Annotated in this window: 18 protein-coding genes; 7 read left to right on the top strand and 11 right to left on the bottom strand. The window is 62.3% G+C overall.

Going from position 1 to position 19,312, the window contains the following annotated elements; all coding sequences use genetic code 11:
* Positions 1-97: 97 nt before the first annotated feature.
* Together GSQ90_RS24960 and GSQ90_RS24955 are read right to left on the bottom strand one after the other, a co-directional pair.
* The gene (locus GSQ90_RS24960; RefSeq protein WP_158817673.1) at positions 98-910 is read right to left on the bottom strand and encodes an AraC family transcriptional regulator; all 813 of its coding nucleotides are present in this window, start codon (positions 908-910) and stop codon (positions 98-100) included.
* Positions 911-923: 13 nt separating this feature from the next.
* The gene (locus GSQ90_RS24955) at positions 924-1,736 is read right to left on the bottom strand and encodes an AraC family transcriptional regulator (RefSeq protein WP_158817672.1); all 813 of its coding nucleotides are present in this window, start codon (positions 1,734-1,736) and stop codon (positions 924-926) included.
* Positions 1,737-2,022: 286 nt separating this feature from the next.
* Here GSQ90_RS24955 and GSQ90_RS32170 point away from each other — a divergent pair, with 286 nt between their 5' ends.
* Both GSQ90_RS32170 and GSQ90_RS24945 read left to right on the top strand, forming a co-directional pair.
* The gene (locus GSQ90_RS32170) at positions 2,023-4,893 is read left to right on the top strand and encodes a hypothetical protein (protein ID WP_210254976.1); all 2,871 of its coding nucleotides are present in this window, start codon (positions 2,023-2,025) and stop codon (positions 4,891-4,893) included.
* 29 nt (positions 4,894-4,922) lie between these two features.
* Complete coding sequence (locus GSQ90_RS24945) at positions 4,923-5,678, top strand: DUF6065 family protein (protein WP_158817671.1); 756 nt, start codon at positions 4,923-4,925, stop codon at positions 5,676-5,678.
* A gap of 178 nt (positions 5,679-5,856) precedes the next feature.
* On the opposite strand, the gene GSQ90_RS24940 is transcribed toward GSQ90_RS24945, so the two are convergent.
* Positions 5,857-7,236, bottom strand: a complete 1,380-nt coding sequence (locus GSQ90_RS24940) for a porin (protein ID WP_210254975.1) — start codon at positions 7,234-7,236, stop codon at positions 5,857-5,859.
* Positions 7,237-7,405: 169 nt separating this feature from the next.
* On the bottom strand, positions 7,406-8,059 hold the full coding sequence (locus tag GSQ90_RS24935) for a TetR/AcrR family transcriptional regulator (protein ID WP_158817669.1): 654 nt from the start codon (positions 8,057-8,059) through the stop codon (positions 7,406-7,408).
* A 245-nt stretch (positions 8,060-8,304) separates the two neighbouring features.
* Here GSQ90_RS24935 and GSQ90_RS24930 point away from each other — a divergent pair, with 245 nt between their 5' ends.
* Genes GSQ90_RS24930 through GSQ90_RS24920 form a run of 3 tightly spaced genes read left to right on the top strand, consistent with a single transcriptional unit; the run spans position 8,305 to position 11,903 of the window.
* Positions 8,305-9,108 carry an SDR family NAD(P)-dependent oxidoreductase gene (locus GSQ90_RS24930; protein WP_158817668.1) on the top strand — a complete coding sequence of 268 codons (804 nt, stop codon included), beginning with the start codon at positions 8,305-8,307 and terminating at the stop codon, positions 9,106-9,108.
* A 60-nt stretch (positions 9,109-9,168) separates the two neighbouring features.
* Complete coding sequence (locus GSQ90_RS24925) at positions 9,169-10,290, top strand: DUF5938 domain-containing protein (protein ID WP_158817667.1); 1,122 nt, start codon at positions 9,169-9,171, stop codon at positions 10,288-10,290.
* Between the two features lie 56 nt (positions 10,291-10,346).
* On the top strand, positions 10,347-11,903 hold the full coding sequence (locus tag GSQ90_RS24920) for an AMP-binding protein (RefSeq protein WP_158817666.1): 1,557 nt from the start codon (positions 10,347-10,349) through the stop codon (positions 11,901-11,903).
* A 116-nt stretch (positions 11,904-12,019) separates the two neighbouring features.
* On the opposite strand, the gene GSQ90_RS24915 is transcribed toward GSQ90_RS24920, so the two are convergent.
* The 7 genes from GSQ90_RS24915 to GSQ90_RS24885 all read right to left on the bottom strand — a co-directional run bounded on the left by GSQ90_RS24915 (position 12,020) and on the right by GSQ90_RS24885 (position 16,740).
* On the bottom strand, positions 12,020-12,349 hold the full coding sequence (locus GSQ90_RS24915; protein WP_158817665.1) for a hypothetical protein: 330 nt from the start codon (positions 12,347-12,349) through the stop codon (positions 12,020-12,022).
* A 134-nt stretch (positions 12,350-12,483) separates the two neighbouring features.
* Positions 12,484-13,683: a choline ABC transporter ATP-binding protein gene (gene choV / locus GSQ90_RS24910; RefSeq protein WP_158817664.1), complete on the bottom strand. Its 1,200-nt coding sequence runs from the start codon at positions 13,681-13,683 to the stop codon at positions 12,484-12,486.
* Entirely contained in the window at positions 13,684-14,532 is an 849-nt protein-coding gene (gene choW / locus GSQ90_RS24905; protein ID WP_158817663.1) for a choline ABC transporter permease subunit, read from the bottom strand.
* 75 nt (positions 14,533-14,607) lie between these two features.
* Complete coding sequence (locus tag GSQ90_RS24900; RefSeq protein WP_246731765.1) at positions 14,608-15,531, bottom strand: choline ABC transporter substrate-binding protein; 924 nt, start codon at positions 15,529-15,531, stop codon at positions 14,608-14,610.
* A gap of 181 nt (positions 15,532-15,712) precedes the next feature.
* Positions 15,713-16,039: a type II toxin-antitoxin system HicB family antitoxin gene (locus GSQ90_RS24895; RefSeq protein WP_158817661.1), complete on the bottom strand. Its 327-nt coding sequence runs from the start codon at positions 16,037-16,039 to the stop codon at positions 15,713-15,715.
* A 3-nt stretch (positions 16,040-16,042) separates the two neighbouring features.
* Positions 16,043-16,300: a hypothetical protein gene (locus tag GSQ90_RS24890; protein ID WP_158817660.1), complete on the bottom strand. Its 258-nt coding sequence runs from the start codon at positions 16,298-16,300 to the stop codon at positions 16,043-16,045.
* A 98-nt stretch (positions 16,301-16,398) separates the two neighbouring features.
* On the bottom strand, positions 16,399-16,740 hold the full coding sequence (locus tag GSQ90_RS24885; RefSeq protein ID WP_158817659.1) for a Spy/CpxP family protein refolding chaperone: 342 nt from the start codon (positions 16,738-16,740) through the stop codon (positions 16,399-16,401).
* A 411-nt stretch (positions 16,741-17,151) separates the two neighbouring features.
* Here GSQ90_RS24885 and GSQ90_RS24880 point away from each other — a divergent pair, with 411 nt between their 5' ends.
* Both GSQ90_RS24880 and GSQ90_RS24875 read left to right on the top strand, forming a co-directional pair.
* Positions 17,152-17,898: a response regulator gene (locus tag GSQ90_RS24880; protein WP_158817658.1), complete on the top strand. Its 747-nt coding sequence runs from the start codon at positions 17,152-17,154 to the stop codon at positions 17,896-17,898.
* A complete protein-coding gene (locus GSQ90_RS24875; RefSeq protein ID WP_158817657.1) occupies positions 17,898-19,286 on the top strand; it encodes an ATP-binding protein in 1,389 nt (462 codons plus the stop codon). The genes GSQ90_RS24880 and GSQ90_RS24875 overlap by 1 nt, the downstream gene beginning before the upstream one ends.
* Positions 19,287-19,312 lie beyond the last annotated feature (26 nt).

Below are 19,312 nucleotides of genomic sequence, written 5' to 3'. Positions count from 1 at the left end.
ACGGCGTTTATCGCCGGCGCGATGAGTTTTGATCGGCCTTACGGGTCGCGTCAAAGCCGTTTTACCGCGTAGGCCGGCATAGACGCACGTGTCATCCTCAACGCGCCGCGCGCGCATATTGCGCGGGCGTGACGCGCATGGTCTTCTTGAAGTGCCTCGTGAAATGGCTTTGATCGCCGAAGCCGAGGATATGCGCCGCTTCCGCAGGGGGCGTTCCGTTTCGCAGCAGCGTCCGCGCGCGTTCGATGCGAACCCTTATCTGATAGGCGTGCGGCGGCGCGCCGACATGCCGCGTGAAGCTGCGCACCAGATGAAACGGGCTGAGCCCGGACAGCGCGGACAATTCGTCAAGCGTCACCGGTTCGCTGAACCGCTCCAGCAGGCATTCCTTGACGCGCGTGATGGCGCGATGGCCGCCGATCGCCGCTTTCGGCAGGCTTTGCTCGACGTGCCGCAGCGCGACGCGCAGACATATCGCGAGGCGCGATTGCTGTTCGAGGACGGTCTCCTGATTTTCGACGGATGCTGAGAACTTGTACACCGCATCGATGAAATGCGGATCGTCGACGAATCCGGCGCGAAAATCGGGAATGGCCGACAAGCCATGTTCGCGGCCAGCCGCGTCGAATTGAGCAGGTGTGAGGTAGACGACCTTAAAATTCTGCGGCTGCAACACTGCGGGATTGCGATGCGATTCTCCCGGCTCGACAAGGAATGTGACGCCGTCGCGCAACGTCAGCCTTTTTCCGCGATAGATGAGGTCGGCGGACGCCGAATCGCAGGCGCAAAAGCCGTAGGTTTCGTGAAAATGATGCCACGCTGTCTGGTCGTTCTTGGCGACCAGAATATCGACTCCTGGCGACTCGGCGGGAACCAGCCATTCGATCTTCGCGGCTTGCGGCGACGACATGACCGACCCCGTTCTATCGCACCGCGCGCGCATATTGCGCTGGCGTGACGTGCATGATTCTTCTGAAGTGCCTTGTGAAGTGGCTCTGATCGCCGAAACCGAGGAGGTGCGCGGCTTCGGCGGGCGCAGTCCCGTTTCGCAGCAGCGTTCGCGCGCGCTCGATGCGAACCCTTATCTGATAGGCGTGCGGCGGCGCGCCGACATGCCTTGCGAAACTGCGCACCAGATGAAACGGGCTGAGCCTCGATAGGACAGACAGCTCATCGAGCGTCACCGATTCGTCGAACCGCTCCAACAAATAGGCTTTGACGCGCTTGATCGCGTCATGTCCGCCATCCGCCGCTTTCGGCAGGCTCTGTTCGACGTATCGCAGCGCAACGCGCAAACAGACGGCCAAGCGCGATTGCTGCTCGAGGATCGTTTCCCGATCTTCGACGGATGCGCAGAGCCGGTACGTCGCCTCGAGAAAATTGGGATCATCGACAAATCCGGAGCGAAAATGCGGAGTAGCCGACAACCCGTGCTCCCGGCCGGCGGCGTCGAATTGAGAGGGAGCGATGAAGACGACTTTAAAGCTCTGAGGCCGCGGCACCACAATATTGCGATGCGACTCGCCCGGCTCAAGCAGGAAGGTGGTGCCGTCCTGCAACGTATGTTTTTTTCTCCGATAGAGGATATCGGCGGACGCCGAACCGCAAGCGCAGAAGCCGTAGGTCTCGTGAAAATTGTGCCAAGCCGTCAGGTCGTTCTTCGCGATCAGAATATCGGCTCCCGGCAAATGAGCGGGGACCAGCCATTCGATCTTCTCGGCTTGTTGCGACGACATAATCGCCTCTTCACTATTGATCGCCAATGCGGCCGATGCCGTATTAGCGGTCTTCTGCAACAACGGGATTTCAGCGCGCCGCAGCAAGAACGTTCTATCCGATTTTTCGAACTTATCATAGAACTCGCGCAAGTACAGTGAGAAAAACAGCGTAAGGAAAACCGTTTTCTTCTGAGATACGGGACGTATTTCTTTGTCGCCTTGCAGCCATGCTGCTGCGGAGGGGCGCCTTCTTGCGCCCATGCTGTGGTCGGTGTGTGCGGGCTTGTCTAAATTCGGGGGCTGTATGCTGAATAATATTCGCTCGGCAGGCGAGCGTGCGGATGCTGACGCCGCGGGGGCCGAGTCGGTGGCGGCCGAGCGTGGAATTGGGAGGCGCTATTTTCTCTGGCCGCAATTTCCGCAAGCGTCGCTGTTCAAGTTTCGCCAACGCGCTTTACGCTTCGAGAGGCCGGGCCGCTCGCTTCTTTGCGCTTTGCTCGGCGCGACCGCGCTCACGCCGGTTGGGGCGCAATGGGCGCACACTCAGACTGTTCCCGTTTCCGGTTATGCGGCCACCCCGCTGACGGCGTCAGGCACGACCGCCGCGGGAACGGCGATCGACCATACGGTGGGCGTCGGAATCAATGCGAACGAAGGCCCCCCGGACGGCTCCTCCGGCAGCTTTCTCGTCATTGGCGAGGCCTTCGATTCCGCGGGACATGAATTCCCGGTCTTTTGGTCGGCCAATGGCGGCGCGATGCAATTCGGGCAGGCGCCGCTGCTTCCCTACGCGGTCGCCGCCTTTACCGACAGCTCGCAGGCGCCCGGCTTTTCTTCGTTCAATCCGTATGCCGCGGTTGAAGGCGTCGCCGCCGACGGCAAAAGCGCCGTCGGCTATTCCCTGACGGAAGTCGGCGGCGTCGCCACCGCTCACGGCGTCCTCTGGTACAATGCGACGCCGGGCGGAAGCGAAACCATCCAACCCTTCGATTTGGGCGTCTTGAGCAGCGACCCGGGCGGCTCGTCGAACGCGCGCGGAATCAACGCCAACGGGACGATTGTCGTCGGCAACGCCAGCACAACGCCCGGGCAAAGCACAACCCATGCAACGGCCTGGTATCTGACGGGCGTCGAGACCGGCGGCCCGGCGCTCAACGCTGTCGTCAATCTCGGCGTCCTGCCCGGTGCGCCGGCCGGCGCCAATTCGCGCGCATTTTCGGTGGACGCGGCCGGCGACGCGATCGTCGGCTCCAGCAATTTCTCCGGCGAGACCTCATCAAGCGTACTGCAGGCGACCGTCTGGACAGGCCTCAGCGCGACCGGAGCCGGAACTGTCGCGGCGACCGATCTTGGCGTGCTGAGCAGCGTGCCGGCGGGCTCTGTCGCGGGCGCGAGTTCTTACGCCTATGCGATCAATCAGGCCGGCACGATCATCGTCGGCCAGTCCAACACCGGTTCGACTTACGCTTCAACCGTCAATGGCGCGCAGCCGATCTTCAGCGCCGTCGAATGGACGGGAAGCGCTGCAAGCGGCTTCGGCGCGCCGATCAATCTGCAGACGGGCCCCTCCCTCACCATCACGGACGGAGGCGGAACACACAATTACGAATCTTCGTCCGCCGCGGCGATGAGCGACACCGGCCTCGTCGTCGGCCAGATGTACGATATGGATTCGACGCTGACTTCAAGCAGCATCAGCGGTGGTTCTTATTCGCGGTCGCGCGCGTTCATCTATAACTTCAACAGCAGCGGCGCGATGCAATATCTCGGCGCGGCGCTTTCGAGCGCCGGCGTCAATATGAGCGGGATCATCCTCTCCACGGCGCAGGGGATCACCGCCGACGGCAAGTATATTGTCGGCTCCGGAGAGTTCAACGGCCAGACCGGCGCAAGCGCCGCGCAGGCCTATGTCGCCACGCTCGTGAGCGTATCGACGCCAACTCCCACGCCCACGCCCACACCGACCCCGACGCCTACACCTACTCCCACGCCCACCCCAACGCCGACGCCAACTCCCACGCCGACACCGACGCCAACTCCTACGCCGACACCAACACCGACGCCGACTCCCACGCCAACGCCAACTCCCACGCCGACACCAACTCCCACGCCAACGCCGACACCAACGCCAACTCCCACGCCGACACCAACTCCAACACCGACACCAACACCAACACCAACACCAACACCAACACCAACACCAACACCAACACCAACACCAACACCAACACCAACACCAACACCCACGACAAGATGGATCGGCGGCCTCACCACGGTCGGCTCGGTGCAGAATTCGGTCGATCAGCTCGCGCGCGGCGCGAATGCGGCGCTCGCCCAGCAGCAAGGGCTGATGTCCTATCTGCTGTTCCGCAACGATCCGATCGCCCGCGGCCAGGGGTCGCAAGCGGGCGCCTTCGCCGCCGGCGGATCGGCGATGGGCGGCGTGCGCGGCCAGGTCAATTTCGGCAACGGGTTGTCCGTGCTCGGCGGCTTCGCCTATGGCGAGGAATTTTATGAGAGCGCCAGGCTGAACGACAGCCCGTGGGGCGCGCTCGCCGCCCGCTATGTCTGGAATTCCAGCAGCGCCTTCCGGCCGTTCGCCGAAATTGGCGGCTGGTGGGCGCCGTCCGCTTCGCTGAGCTTCACTCGCACCTATATGAACGGCGCGGGGACAGCAGTCGGGACGAGCGGTACGACCGGCGCGCTGAGCTATTATTACGGACGGGCCGGCGCCGCCTATGAGCTTGGCCCGACCGACGAAGCCGGCCTAGCGCTCGAATTGGGGCGCGCCGACATCCACGTCAACGGTTATACGGAAACCCTGTCCGCCCAGAATCCGTTTCCGGCGATCGTGAACTCCGGCGACGATGTGATGACGATCGGCAAGGTGGAGGGTCAGTGGACCCATGCGTTCACCGACGCCGTGGACGGTACGCTCTCGACCGGCTACGCGCATGGTTGGGTAGGTAAGTCGGGCATCGTGGCCGACGTGCCTGGCGTCGGAGTGCTCACGCCGATCGGCAATCGGAGCCTGAATTGGTTTGAATATGGACTGCGGCTGGGCTACCGCCTCTCGCCTGCCGTGCGGCTTGACGTCTTCGCCGACGGCGAGGCGGGCGGCCAGGGCATCGGCGGAAAGATCCATATCGGCGTCGGCGTCAACGCCAAGTTCTGAACGCTCGGCGACGGGATCAGCGGTAGACCATGTCCGATTTTTTGTCGTCGTTGCCAGATTTCCATTGCTTCCGGGAATATGCGGATCCGCCGCAGATCATTCCAGGTCGCGCGGACCGCGACTGGATGGACGCGACCGCCAGCCGTTTCGCCTATCGTTGCACGCCGCTGCCGATCGCCAACGCCAGCGGCTGGGAAATCATCCTGCCGATGTCGTTCACGGCGACATGGACCGGCGGCGCGTCGACGTCCGACGTCAAGATCGTCTCCACCGATGGAAATCCCCGACTCGGCCAGGTCGTCTCTTCGGTTTTCGGTCATGGAATCCTGACGTTCCATCCGGGCTATCTGTTTCGCACCAGCCCCGGCTGGGCGATCTGCGCGCGCGGCGCGCCCAATACGATCAAGGACGGGATTGCGCCGTTGGAAGGCTTGGTGGAGACCGATTGGCTGCCCTTCACTTTCACGATGAATTGGCGATTCACGCGCCCGACCGGCGCGCGGTTCGAGAGAGGCGAGTCGTTTTGCTTCCTCTCTCTGGTTCCTCACGCGCTGCTCGACGCAATTCAGCCGAAGATCCGGGATTTCGCCGACGATCCCGCGCTGAAAGGGGCTTATGACGCTTGGCGTCAGTCGCGCACCGATTTTCAGGCGCGCGTCGCCGGGGGCGAGCCCGAGGCGCTCAAACAAGGATGGCAGCGCGGTTACGCTCAGGGGCGCGAGCCGAGCGGAGCATCCGAGCCGCTCTTCCATCTGTCGCGCCGCAGGCTCAAGGCGCCGCGTTAGGCGATGTCATTCCTTTGGCTTGTCGCATTGCGTTCAATCGCAAGACACGTGAGCGGGGATCGGAGAAAGTTTTAAGTCCGCCTCTTCGCCATTCGCATAACAAGGGCGAATGGCCGGGCAAACAAGAAAAGAGCCCCTAAGCACAAGATGTCGGCGCCGCGCGCCGAATTGACCGCGGTCAGAAATTGCGAGTGATGTAGAAGCGCCCGGCAAAGCCATCCGTATTGTTGGGGAACGGCGAGAGCTTGCCGTCGATCGTGCCGACCGTCGGCGTGTAGAGGCTCGGCGTCGACTGATGGGTGTTCTCGTACAAAAGCTCGAAGGCGAAATCGAGCAGCGGCGCTGGGTCCCAATGAGCGACGCCGCCGACGATCCAGCTTTGCGAATTGGACGAAAGCTGCCCCATCGAGCCGCTCCAGTTCAATTGCGCGTAGGAAATCTCTGGATCGATAGAGAAAGCGGCCGAGAAGTGATGCTCGTAGAGCGCCGCCGCCGACCAGGCCGACGGCGTCGCCCAACGTCCGCCGCCGACCGAATAAGTGTCGCCGGCCGACATGGCGAGACCATTGCCGTTGGCGGCGCCGTTCTCGCCCCACAGGCCTTCGGGTATGCCCGAATACCAGATCGCGTTTCTTGTGTAGACGCCGTCGATCGAGAGCTTGTCGCCCGCTCCGAGCGTCGGCAGGTTGAATGACGCGCCGCCCAATATTCCCCAGCCCCATTTATCGAGCGAATTGCCGACGGCGTCGTAGACATGCACCTGGTGGGCGACGCCCGACAATTGCGCCGAACCCCAGCTCTGATCGACGCGGATATTGGCGACGAAATCGGGAAACGTCATGCCGTAATTGGTCGTATTGATATTGAAGTTTGCGCCGCCGCCGCTGGAGCCATTGTTCGTCAGACCGGTGGCGGAAAACGAGTTCGCGCCTGGGCTCTGGATGGAGGCCGTCGCCGAGAAGCCGCCGCCGAAGGTTGCGGTATAGGCGAGCACGTCGGGCTCGTTGGAGCCTCCCTCAGCCTGGGCGGGAGAAAAGATGTTCGCCCAGCCATAACCGCCGCCGAAGAAACCAAAAAACGACGCCGTCTTGCCGGCCGTGATGCCCGCCCATTGAAGATAGGCGACATCGATATAGGCGCCCGTGCCGTCCGTATCGAAACCGTTGCCGTTCTCAAACCGGATCTGCGTGTAGCCGCGCAGCACGCCATAGGACGTCTGCTGGCGTATATCCAGATCGAGCTCGGCGCGGGTGGTCCAGCCGAACGAGCTTCTCAGGCTCGCGGGGCTCGAAATGAGCGCTGTGCCCTGTCCGCCGGGGCTCCAGGAATAGCCCTTCTTGAGGTTGCCCGCCTCGACCTGTGCGCTGACGTAACCGCCAATCTTCAAGCAGGTGTCGCTGCCGGGGATGACGAAGCCAGCCATGCCGCCGACGTTGCAGATCTTGACATATTCCGCTGGCGCCGACTTTCGCGTCGGAAGATCGGCGGCGTGGCTGGCCGCCGCGCCCACAATGCACGCCGCCGAACTAAGCAGAGTGCCTCTTGCGCTCATCATCATTTGATCTCCGACGTCCGCGCGATTTGACCGCGCGATGATCCCAGACTACGGCGCGGCGCCTATGTTTGTCCAATGACGCGACGAAAGTCGGCGAAGCGCGTTCTGAGGCAAAGACGCGCGTATCGTCGACGAATGGAGGCGGGGGATCGGACGTGGTCAACGACCGCGTCTAAACCTCTGCCGTAGCGTCCGGATTCCTCGTGATCTTCGACAACACCAGCCGCACGTCGGCCTGCATCTGGGCGATCGCTTGCGCGTCGCCGGACAGGTGCTTGAGCAGGCATTGCTGAAACAGCCCGTCGATCATCGCATAGATCACCGGGGGCGGCAGGGTCTGTGGCTCGCCGGTCAGTTCCGCGAAGCGGCACATGATGCGCCAGATCATGTTCTCGAGACTCTTGTCGAGCTCCGCGACATCGGCGCGGAACGCCGTCTCGAACAAAGTCTGCGAGCGAATGTCGTACCACAGGCGGTGCATATGCGCCTCTTCGCGCATCGTCTGGGCGAGGACCGTCACAAAGCCGGTCATCAGCGCATCGTATGAATCCGCATCGGCGGTGATCTGATCATAGCGCGTCACGCATCGCGTCTTGTATTGGCGCACGCTGCACAGGATCAAATCGACCTTGTCGCTGAAGTAATAGTGCAGGACGCCGTGCGTGAATTCGGAGTTCTGGGCGATCTCGCGCAAGGACGTGCGGGCGTAGCCGAGCTCCGAGAGCGTCTGCAGAGCCGCCTCGGCGAGTTCGGCTCGCCGCTCGGCGAATTTGTCGACCCGCTGGCGCGGAACCCTGTCCAGTTTTGTCACGGTCTGCGACGTCATTGCGGTTTTGCCACCCGTTTATGTCTTGCGCGAGAGGGATAACACGGAAGCGGGCGAGATCAAGGCCGGTCCCGCGACCGCGCTTTCCCGAGACCGCGACCGTCCCGGTCGCTTTCTCGAGTTGTGCTTGACGATTGTCCAAAGATATTTGTACGACTGTATAATAAATACTTGACACCTGTCAAAATTTTCTCTTCCATCGCGAAGTCCCCGCCAGAGGGACCATCGGAAAAGGGGAGGAAGCCATGAGTAAATTCGACCTGACGGGCCGCAAGGCGCTGGTGACCGGGGGCGCGCGCGGGCTTGGCGCCGGAATGGCAGAGGCCCTGGCGAAAGCCGGCGCTGCGGTGATGATCGGCGATATCCTTGACGAAGCGGGCCGCGCGACGGCCAAGACGATCGCCGCGAGCGGCGCCAAGACTGGTTTCGTCAGGCTCGATGTGACGGACGACGCGAGCTGGCAAAAGGCGGTCGCCGCGACGATCGCCGAACTTGGCGGCTTCGACATCCTCATCAACAATGCTGGCATCGAAATCACTTCGCTGCTGATCAATGTCGAGGCGGCCGATCTGCGCCGCATGTGCGACGTCAATATCGTCGGCGCGAGTCTGGGCATGAAACATGCGTTCCGCGCGATGCGCCCGGAAGGTCCGGCCGGGAAGGGCGGCGCCATCGTCAGCATTTCCTCCGTCGCCGCGACCATCGCCTTCCCCGGCATCGCTGGTTATTCCGCGACCAAATCGGGCGTCGATCGGCTCACCCGGGTCGGCGCGATGGAATCGGGCAAGCTTGGATATGGCGTGCGCGTCAATTGCATCTATCCCGGCCTCGTCCCCACCGACATGGGCATGCAACTCGCCGGCGATGTCGTGGCGGCCGGCCTGTTCCCGAGCGCCGAAGCCGCGATCGGCGGCGTGATCGGCCAGACGCCGCTGGCCCGCCTCGGCGAGGTCGCCGATATGGCCGACGCCGTCGTGTTCCTGTGTTCGGACGCGGCGCGCTTCATCACCGGCGCCGGGCTGCCGGTCGATGGCGGCATGGGCATGTGACGATCGGTTCGGATCAAAAGAATCCGGCCAGCAGAGGAAACACAAAGGAAGGATCATGACATGAGCGACAAGAAACCCGTCGTCGTCTATGGCGCGTCCGGCTATACCGGCCGCCTCGTCTGCGAATATTTACGCGAACTGCATATGCCCTTCATCGCCGCCGGCCGCGATCGCGCCCGCGTCCAGGCGGTGATGGACAAAATCCCGGGTATCGAGACCGCCGATTACGAGGTGGCCGCGGTCGAGCACAATGTCGACGCGCTGACCAAGTTGTTCCGCGGCGCCAAGGTCGTCAGCAATATGGTCGGCCCGTTCAGCAAATATGGACCCGAAGTCGCTGAGGCATGCCTTGCCGCCGGATGCCACTACACCGACACGACAGGCGAACAGGATTGGGTGCTCGACGCCAAAACGCGCTTTGGCGCCAAATTCGCCGAAAAAGGCCTGCTGCTGTCGCCCGGCGTGGCGCAGATGTACACGACCGGCGAAATCGCCGCCAACATCTGCCTGGAGACGCCCGGCCTCGATACGCTCGACATTCTTGTGCTGTGGAAGGGCCTGCCGACCTATGCCTCCACGCAAACCATTTTCGCGATCCTGCAGGCCAAATGGTACTATCTCGAGCAGAACAAATATGTCGAATGGGCGCAAAACACCCATTTCGACGTCAACGTTCCCGGTCAGCATGTCCATGCTTTGGTGACGCCCTGGGCCGGCACTTCGCATCCCGTCTGGTTCAAAGACGACCCGCGGGTGGCCAATTGCAAGGCGCTCGGCGGGGTCTTCGCGCGCGAAGTGATGGAGGGCTTCGTGTCGACGCAAAAAATGTTCGAGGAGCAGATCAAGCCGCTGCCGCCGGACCAGCAGCAAGCCACGCTCGCCAATATCGCCGCCTCGATTCAAGCGGGCATACCGCCGCGCGAGAATCCGCGCGTCAACATCTCGCTCGATTCGGTCTACGCGTCGGGGCCATTGGGGCGCGCCCATTGCGTGATCCATGGCGTCAGTAATTACAAGCAGACCGGCTTGCTGCAGGCCCATGCGGCTTATTCCTTGCTGCAGACCGCGCCGAAGAAAGCCGGCTTCGCCTCGGCGTGCCAGGCCTTCGGACACCGCGAGCTTCTCGGCGTGCTGAAAAGCTTCGGGCTCGTCATGGACCCGGTTGTCACCATCCACAAATGAACGGACGCGTGGCAGGGGCGGCGCCGCCGCCGCCTCTGTCCAGCGCGGAGAGCGCCATGCGGTTGATCGACTATCTCGACAAGGGCGCCACGCTGGGCGCCGCCGCGCCATGCCTGACCATGGGCGAAAAGGACATGTCCTATGGCGAGGCGCAACGCTTCACCTACCGCGTCGCGCGCGCGCTGCGGCGCTCGGGCGTCAAGCCGGGCGATAAGGTGGCGGTGCTGTCGGGCAATGACCCGATCGCCTTCGCCTGCGTCTTCGGCATCTCGCGCGCCGCGGCGGTCTGGTGTCCGATCAATCCCCGCAACGAGGTGGCCGAAAATCGCTTCATCCTCGACGCTTTCGACTGCACGAGTCTGATCTTCCACAGCGCCTATGCGCCGCTGGTGGAGGAGATGCGCGCCGATCTGCCCAAATTGTCCCTCCTCGTCTGTCTCGACAGGCCCATGCCTTTCGCGCCGGCGCTGGAGACCTGGCTGGAGGGCGTCGGCGATGAACCTCTGCAAGTCGAAACCATCGACGACATCGCGATGATCGCCGGCACCGGCGGCACTACCGGCCAGCCCAAAGGCGTCATGCTTTCGGGGCGCAATCTGGAGACGATGTCGGCGCTGACGCTGATGAGCTATCCGTTCGACGGGCGCCCCGTCTATCTCGCGCTGGCGCCGCTGACTCACGCCGCCGGCGTCTTGTGCTTCCCGATCCTGGCGCTGGGCGGCCGCGTCGTCGTCATGCCCAAGGCGGACCTCACCGAATTTCTCGACCTCATCGCGCGCCGCCGCGTCACCCATACGTTCCTGCCGCCGACCCTGATCTACATGCTGCTGGAGCATCCCAAACTCGCCGCGACCGATCGACGCTCGCTGCAATGCTTCTGGTACGGCGCGGCGCCCATCTCCGTCGCGCGGTTGGAAGAGGCGATCGTCAAGATCGGGCCCGTCATGGCGCAATTGTTCGGCCAGACCGAGGCGCCGATGATGATCTCGACGATGGCCCCGAAGGATCATTTCAATCCTGACGGAACCATCGCGCGCACGCACCTGGCTTCCGCGGGGCGGCCAGCGCCGTTGATGCAGGTGGGCGTGATGGACGAAGAAGGCAATCTTCTGCCGATCGGCGTGCGCGGCGAGATCGTCGTGCGCGGTTCCCTGGTGATGGAGGGTTATTACAAAAACCCCGAGGCGACGGTGGAGGCTTCCCGCCATGGCTGGCATCACACCGGCGATGTTGGCTATCTCGATGAGGACAATTTCCTCTATATCGTCGACCGCGCCAAGGACATGATCATCACCGGCGGCTTCAATGTCTATTCGATCGAGGTCGAGCAGGCGTTGCTACAGCACCCGGATGTGATGGACAGCGCGGTGTTCGGCCTTCCCGACCCGAAATGGGGCGAGCGGGTCGCGGCCGTCGTGCAGCTTCATGCTGGTCGCGCGCTAAGCGCCGAGGAGATCAAGGCCTTTGTCAAAGGGCGCATCGGCAGCCTCAAAACGCCCAAGCAGATAGACATCTGGCCAGACCTGCCACGCTCCAAAGTCGGCAAGGTGCTCAAGAAGGAAATTCGCGCCAAGGCGCTTGGGGAGATCGAGCGGATGGGCAATAGGCAATAGGCAGTGGGGAATATCCACTATCTCAGTCACTGCTCACTACCGCCCACCGCCTCCCGCACAGAACTCATCCCGCAATTGCGCGGCGGCCCCTCCCAACCGCCGCGCATGCGCCCATCTCAGTCGGCGGTGACTTTGTCGTCGTGAACCCGAATGTGGCTGATTTTGCACCAGTCGACTGTATATTGTTCGGTCTCGATGTCCTTGTAGATGATGCGGAACGGCACGTTGCAATCGCCTGCGCTGGACTTCCAGTCCATGCCGATCGCTTCGCCGGGCGCAATGTCGACGCCCGTCCACTTGCTCCACTTGCCGTCCTCATAGGTTTCGAAGCCGGTGATCGCGTATTTCGAGTCGTTGTGCATCGTAAATTTGTAAGATTCGGCCAAGGCCGGCGTAATAATCAGGGCGCTAAACAGGCCAAAGAACGTAAAAAAGCGACTGGACATGCAAATCTCCCCCTCAAGCGAGCCGCCGCTTTTACGACGGAAGTCATCTGGGATAGAGTATGGGACCCCCGCACGCAATGTGGGTTCTCTGCGCCTTATCGCTCCGGCCGGACTATTTTTGGGCTCGTTTCGCTCTAAACGGTAGCCGCTTTGCGTTGCTGCAGCAGCGCGCGATAGATTTCGTCGTCGCCGCACAGGCCGGCCATGCGGCCGAGCTGGTCGACGAGCACGATCGGATTGCCCGACGCGCGCCGGAGTTCGATCGCCGAGCGCATCCTGAGATCGATGGGCGCGACAATGACGTCGGAATCGGCCGCGGCTTTGGGCGACAGCCCGACCTCGCCGTCCGCCACCGCCAGCAGGCCCGCCCGCCCGTCCAGCGTACAACTCATCGGCCTGCCTTCCGCGCTGAGCTGAACGCGAATGCGCCCGTTGGCGTCGAGATGAACTTCGCCGTCCGCCTGCTTGAGCGATGCGGCGGGGGTCATCAGCGCGCTGCCGCGCAGTACATTCAACGGATTCATGTGCTTGACAAATTCGGCGACATAATCGTCTGCAGGCCGCAGCAGAATGTCCTCCGCCGTGCCGCATTGAACGATGCGTCCGCCTTCCAGAATCGCGATGCGGTTGCCGATCTTCAACGCCTCGTCAAGATCGTGACTGACGAAGATGATCGTCTTCTTCAGCTCCTTTTGCAGGATGAGAAGCTCGTCCTGCAGTTTATCGCGGATCAGCGGGTCAAGGGCCGAGAACGGTTCATCCATCAGAAGGATGTCCGCATCCGTCGCAAAGGCGCGTGCGAGGCCGACCCGCTGCTGCATCCCGCCCGATAATTCGTGCCCGAATTTTTCAGCCCATTTCGATAGGCCGACCATCGCGAGCTTTTCGTTGACGATGCGGTCCATTTCGGCTTTCGGAACGCCCCGCAATTCGAGCCCGAACCCGACGTTCTCGGCCACCGTGCGCCAGGGCAAAAGCGCAAATTGCTGGAACACCATCGCGATCCGGCTGGTGCGCAGCATCCGCAACTGGTCCGCGCTGCAACTTGCAACATCGATCGCGCCATCGTCATGGGCGACCAGCACCTTGCCGCGCGCAACCTTGTTGAGCCCGTTCACGGCGCGCAGGATCGTCGACTTGCCCGAGCCCGACAGGCCCATCAGCACGCAGATCTCGCCCTTTTCGATCGCGAGGTTGATGCCCGCCGCGCCAAGCACGGCGCCGGTCGCGGCAAGGATTTCGTCGCGCGTCTTACCCTGGTCGATCAGGGCGAGCGCCTCGCGGATACGCTTGCCAAAGACGATGTCGAGATTCTCGAAGACGACTGCGGGCATTCAGGCGCTCGCCTTTCGTTCAGGCCGACGGCAAACGCGATCAAGCACGATGGCGAGCAGCACGATCGATATGCCCGCCTCGAAGCCCATCGGAATATTGACCTGGCCGAGCGCGCGCACGACCGGCGTCCCCAGGCCTTCGGCGCCGACCAGCGCCGCGATGACGACCATGGAGAGGCTCAGCATGATGCATTGGGTGACGCCCGCCATGATCGTCGGCAGGGCGTAGGGAATCTCGACCTTCCAAAGAAGCTGGCGCTTGGTGGCGCCGAACGCCTCGCCCGCTTCCTTCAGCGGCAGAGGCACCGACGTTATGCCCAGATGCGTCAAGCGTATGGGGGCGGCGATCGCGAAGATCACGGTCGATATCAGGCCGGGCGCGGCGCCTAGGCCGAACAGCACGAGGGTGGGAATGAGGTAGACGAAGGTGGGCAGCGTCTGCATAAGATCGAGCACAGGGCGCAACGCCGCGTAGAGCCATGGGCGGTGCGCCGTCGCGATGCCGAGCGGCACTCCGATCGCGACGCTTGTGATCGTCGAAAAGCCGACGAGGGATATAGTTTGCACCGTCGCCGTCCAATAGCCAAGATTGGTGATCAGCAGAAAAGCGATAATGACGAAAAGCGCGAGCTTCCAGGAGCGCTGCAGCCAATAGGCTAACGCCGCGACCGCGAGAATCAGCAGCGCCGCCGGCACATGCAGGAGGATCGCGGTGAGGCCGTCCACCGTGAAGCCGATCCCATCGGTGATGAGGTCGAAAAACCAGCTCGCATGGGCTTGCAGCCAGGCGATGAACTGCTTCACGGCCCAACCGAGCGGCAATTTATGTCCTGTGAGCCAATCTTCCACGACGCGCCCCCTCGCCAACCGACGCCCGATAGGTCGGGAGCGCACTCGCCGCGCGCTCCCTGAAGCAAGCTTGGTTCAGAGGCCGAGGCTCTTCTTGACCGCGGGCAGCCCCGGCTGGCCGTCGAATGTCGTCACGCCCGCGAGCCAGGCGTCGAGCTGACCCGGATTGGCCTTCAGCCATTCCTGCGCCGCCTTCGGCGCCTCTTCGCTGTCGGTGAGGATCTTGTTCATCACAACGTTTTCAATATCGACGGTAAACTTCAAATTGCTGATGAATTTCGCCGCGTTCGGACAATCGGCGGCAAAGCCGGCGCGCTCGTTGGTGTAAACGACGGCGCCGCCAAAATTCGGGCCGAAGCTGTCGTCGCCGCCGCTCAGATATTGAATCTTGAAGTTGACGTTCATCGGGTGCGGGGCCCAGCCGAGGAAGACGACATCCTCGTTGCGGCTGGTGGCGCGCTGGACCTGGGCGAGCATGCCTTGCTCGCTCGATTCGACGAGCTGGAAATCCTTCAGGCCGAACTTGTTGTCCTTGATGATGTCGAGCACGAGCCGGTTGCCGTCATTGCCGGGCTCGATGCCATACATCTTGCCCTTCAGGGAATCCTTGAATTTGACGATATCGTCAAAGCTCTTGAGGCCCTTGTCGTAGGTGTATTGAGGGACAGCCATCGTATATTTGGCGCCCTCCGGCAGATTGGCGCCGACGACGACGACCGATTTGTCGTCAACATAGGGTTTGCGGTCGTTGTCCATGCTCGGCTCCCAATTGCCGAGGAAGACGTCAATGTCCTTGTTTTTCATCGAAGCATAGGTGACCGGCACGGCGAGCACGTCGATCTTTGGGGTATAGCCGAGACCTTTCATGATTTCGGTGGTGATGGCGGTCGTCGCCGTAATGTCGGTCCAGCCGACGTCGGAGAACTTGACAGTCTTGCAGCTTGCCGGATCGGCCGCCGCCGAGGGATGCGTCATCCCGACAAGAGCGCCTGCCGCCATAATGAATGCAAAAGAGACTCTCATGACTCGATCTCCCTGTTTCGTGGCAATCGGCAACAAGCGGTCGCCGCGAGAATGCCTGACCGGGGAGACTAGGGGTCATGACGATCCTCCGTCAAATCCTGATTTGCGGGCGGTCGTCCGATGTTTTCGCGTCCATGGAAAAATAGCCTTGAAAGACTCACGGCTCCAGGGTTTCGCAAGCGGCCCTTCGCCAAGTTGATATCTTCGAAGCGTGGACGCGGATGGCGACGCCGTCGCGATATTGCGGTCTGGCCAGGACGCTTGTGAAGGACGATGGTTGGGGGATTGCGAGCCCGTCGCGCTCCATTTCGTCGAGATGAACGGCCAAAGCTTCGGCGGCCGCGTCTGAGGCTTCTTCAAATGTTGCCGCGGATGCGACGCACCCCGGCATGTCGGGGAACACGACGCCGAAACCGCGGTCAGGATCATCGAGGATGACGGCGATGAACTGACGCATCACAATGACACGGTTTTGCGCATTCACGGTCTATCCCGGCGTCATCGCCTTGCGCGCAGCCGGCGCCACCTCTGCGCGCGGCGCCTCGGCCCCCACATTATGAGGCCGCGCAGCCATTCCAGCAGCCGTTTCATGATGAATCCTCAGCGCGATCAGCCCCGCCGCCGCCAGCAACGCGAAGGCGACGATCAACGAAATCCCAAACTGGCGGCGCGCCATGACATTGACGGCGCCGTCAGTCAGCGCGACGTCAACATGATCGCCGTCGAAATATCGACCATTCGTCATGTTCGCTTTCCGTCTTTAACCGACGCCAACCGGATAGCCGCCCGGCGCGAGGCCCGTAACCTTGGCGCGCGTCGCGCCGAAGATGCGTGTAGTCTTGGTCAATCTCGATCGTGGTGACGGCCGTGGTGCAGGAACTCGCGGAACAGCAGGCCGAAATCACGCTTCTGGCCATCGTCGAGGCTCACATAGAGCGGGGTTGCGGCGTCGGCGAGCGCCTTCAAATCCACCGAGCCTTTGGCCAGCCGATCCGACCGCATGCGCATACGATCGATCGGCGAAGGCTGCTCGTCCGCATCCTGCTGCTTGCGCATTTCGCGGAAGCGCTCGGCGCGAGCCTTGGCGGCGTCGCGCACCGCAGTTTCGAACGGGGTCCAACTCTTCTCCTGATCGGCGTTGAGCTTCAGGCCGGCCTTAAAGCCGGCAAGGCGCGCGTCGAGCAATGCGGCGCGCTCCTCCATCCAATGATGATGACCCTCGGCCGACGAATCGTCCGCTGCGGCATAGGCGCTGATTGCAAGGGGGGAGCCGGCGAGAGCCGCGATTACGAGGCTGGCGAGGACGAGTTTTTTCATGGGACGCCTGATGAGCTAGAGTGAGAACTGACAATTCTTTTGAAGAGGATAAGCGCGCGATTGGCGAGCGCCTTTCACCAGAATTGCCTGCGATGTCCGAACTTAAGAGCGAGGCGAGAAGAAGTCACATTAAGTGATGTTAAAACATGTTTCGGTTGCGCGGCCGCAGGTTGCGGCTCGCGGCCAGAGGAAACAAAAAAACACATTTCACAGGCTGACGTGCGCATAGAGATCGACGAGATTGCGGAGACCGAGGTGCGACTTATGCTTGATACGCCAATGTCATCCACCCCATCGACCGTCGCCGAAGCGCCCGTTCGCATATTGCTCGTGGAGGACGATTCAACGATCTCCGGGATGCTGGCGGAGATTCTCGCGGAAAATGGATTCGCCGCCAGCGCCGTTGGCTCGGCCCCTGAGATGGACCGCGCCCTGGAGCGGGGCGACGTCGATCTCATCGTGCTCGACGTGATGTTGCCGGGCGAAGACGGGCTTGCAATTTGTCGGCGGTTGAGAGCGGCCTCCAGCGTGCCGATCATCATGCTGACGGCCCTTGGCGAGGAAGTCGACCGGATCGTCGGGCTTGAAATCGGGGCGGACGATTACGTCACAAAGCCATTCAATTCGCGCGAACTCATCGCGCGGATCCGTGCGCTTCTGCGCCGCTGCCGCGCGACCGGCGCGCCAACCGCAACCGGCGCCCGCTTGCGGCCCTTCCGCTTCGCAGGCTGGCGCGTCTATCCGGCGGAGCGTCAACTCTATAGTCCTGAGGGCGTGCGGGTGACGACGACAAGCGCCGAATTCGATCTGCTTCTCGCCTTCTGCCAGAATCCCGGGCGGGTCCTTTCACGCGAGCAATTGCTCGATCTGACGCATGGCGGGCTCGCAGGACCGATCGAGCGCACCGTCGATGTCCATGTCAGCCGCATCCGGCAGAAGATCGAGGCCGATCCGCGCGACCCGGTCCTGATCAAAACCGTGCGCCTGGGCGGCTACGTCTTCACGCCTGGCGTGGAGGCGGCTTAATGGGCTTTCTTCGCCGTTTCGCGCCGCAGACCATAACGGCGCAAATCGCCGGCCTTGTCGTCGTCGCCGTGCTGCTGGGCGTCAGCCTCGCTTCGGCGGTCCTCTTGTATTTTTTCTACACGGGGCAACCCGGGGTGAGCCCGGAAATCATGGCCGCCGTCCGCGCCGCGCGCATCGCCGCCATCGTCAAGGAGGCGGAGGCGGCGCCATCGCCCATAGAGCTCGCCCAGGCGCTCAAGGCGGCGCGATCGCACAGTCAGGATGTCGAATTGATTCCGATCGCCCGTCTTGTCCCCGTGCCGGAAAGCGCGCCGCGCCACCCCGCCATCGCAAGATTGGTCAAAGCCGCATTGGCCGATACATGGGGGATCGTTCCGCTTGCGAGCGCGCCTCCTTCCGACGATAAGGACTCTATCGTCATCAAGATTAGCGACGACAACGCCTTGGTTTTCGAGGCGCCCTCGCACACGCCGTTTTACAATCTTGTCCTCGTCCAGACCACTTGCGCCCTCGCGATCGTCATTTTCATTATCTCGTTTTTGTCGCTCTATGCCGTGCGCTGGGTAACCTCCCCGCTATCGTCGATCGCAGCGGCGGCGCGCTCGTTCGGGCATTCTTCCGCCGAGGACGGAACGCTGAGCGCGGATGGGCCGCGCGAGATCGCTCAGGTCGCGGAGGCGTTGAACGACATGCGCAAGCGCGTTCGCTCGCTGGTCGATGAGCGGACACAAATGCTCGCCGCCATCAGTCACGATCTGCGCACGCCGCTCACGCGATTGCGTCTTCGCACCGAGCGCCTGACGGATGTCAATTTGAGAGACAGCATGTTGCAGGACATCGCGACGGTGAACGACATGCTCGGCGAAACCTTGGCCTATCTGCGCGAGGGCGGCCAGCTCGAGCCCGTCCATCTCGTCGATCTCCCGAGCCTGCTGCAGACGATCTGCGCGCAATTTACGGATTTCGGTTATGACGTGTCGTATCAGGGCCCAGACCGGTTCGCCTTCGCCTGCCGCGCTCACGCCTTGAATCGCGCGGTGACGAATGTCGTCGATAACGGAACCAAGCATGGCGCGATTGTCACGGTGGCGCTGCGGGTTCTTAATGAGACGTCGGTGCAAATCGAAGTGTCCGACGATGGTCCCGGCATCCCGCTCGCGCTGCGGGACAAGGTTTTCGAACCGTTCTTCAAGGGCGATAGCGCGCGACCCTCTTCGGGACGCGTTGGTTTCGGCCTCGGCCTTTCGATCGCGCGCGACATCGTCAGGCGTCACGGCGGCAAGATCGACCTGCTCAACGATGCGCCGCAGGGGCAGATTGTCCGGCTATCCGTCGCCGGACAACCCGGGGCGAAAATATGGAATTTTGCCGTCGCCGCCGACGCGTGATGTGAGACAATACGGATGAAAGAAGC

This window comes from Methylocapsa sp. S129 (assembly GCF_009765995.1).
In the GTDB taxonomy this organism is placed as follows: Bacteria; Pseudomonadota; Alphaproteobacteria; order Rhizobiales; family Beijerinckiaceae; genus Roseiarcus.
Note: the sequence above shows the minus strand (reverse complement) of the source record. Positions and strands in the feature narration are given on the sequence as shown.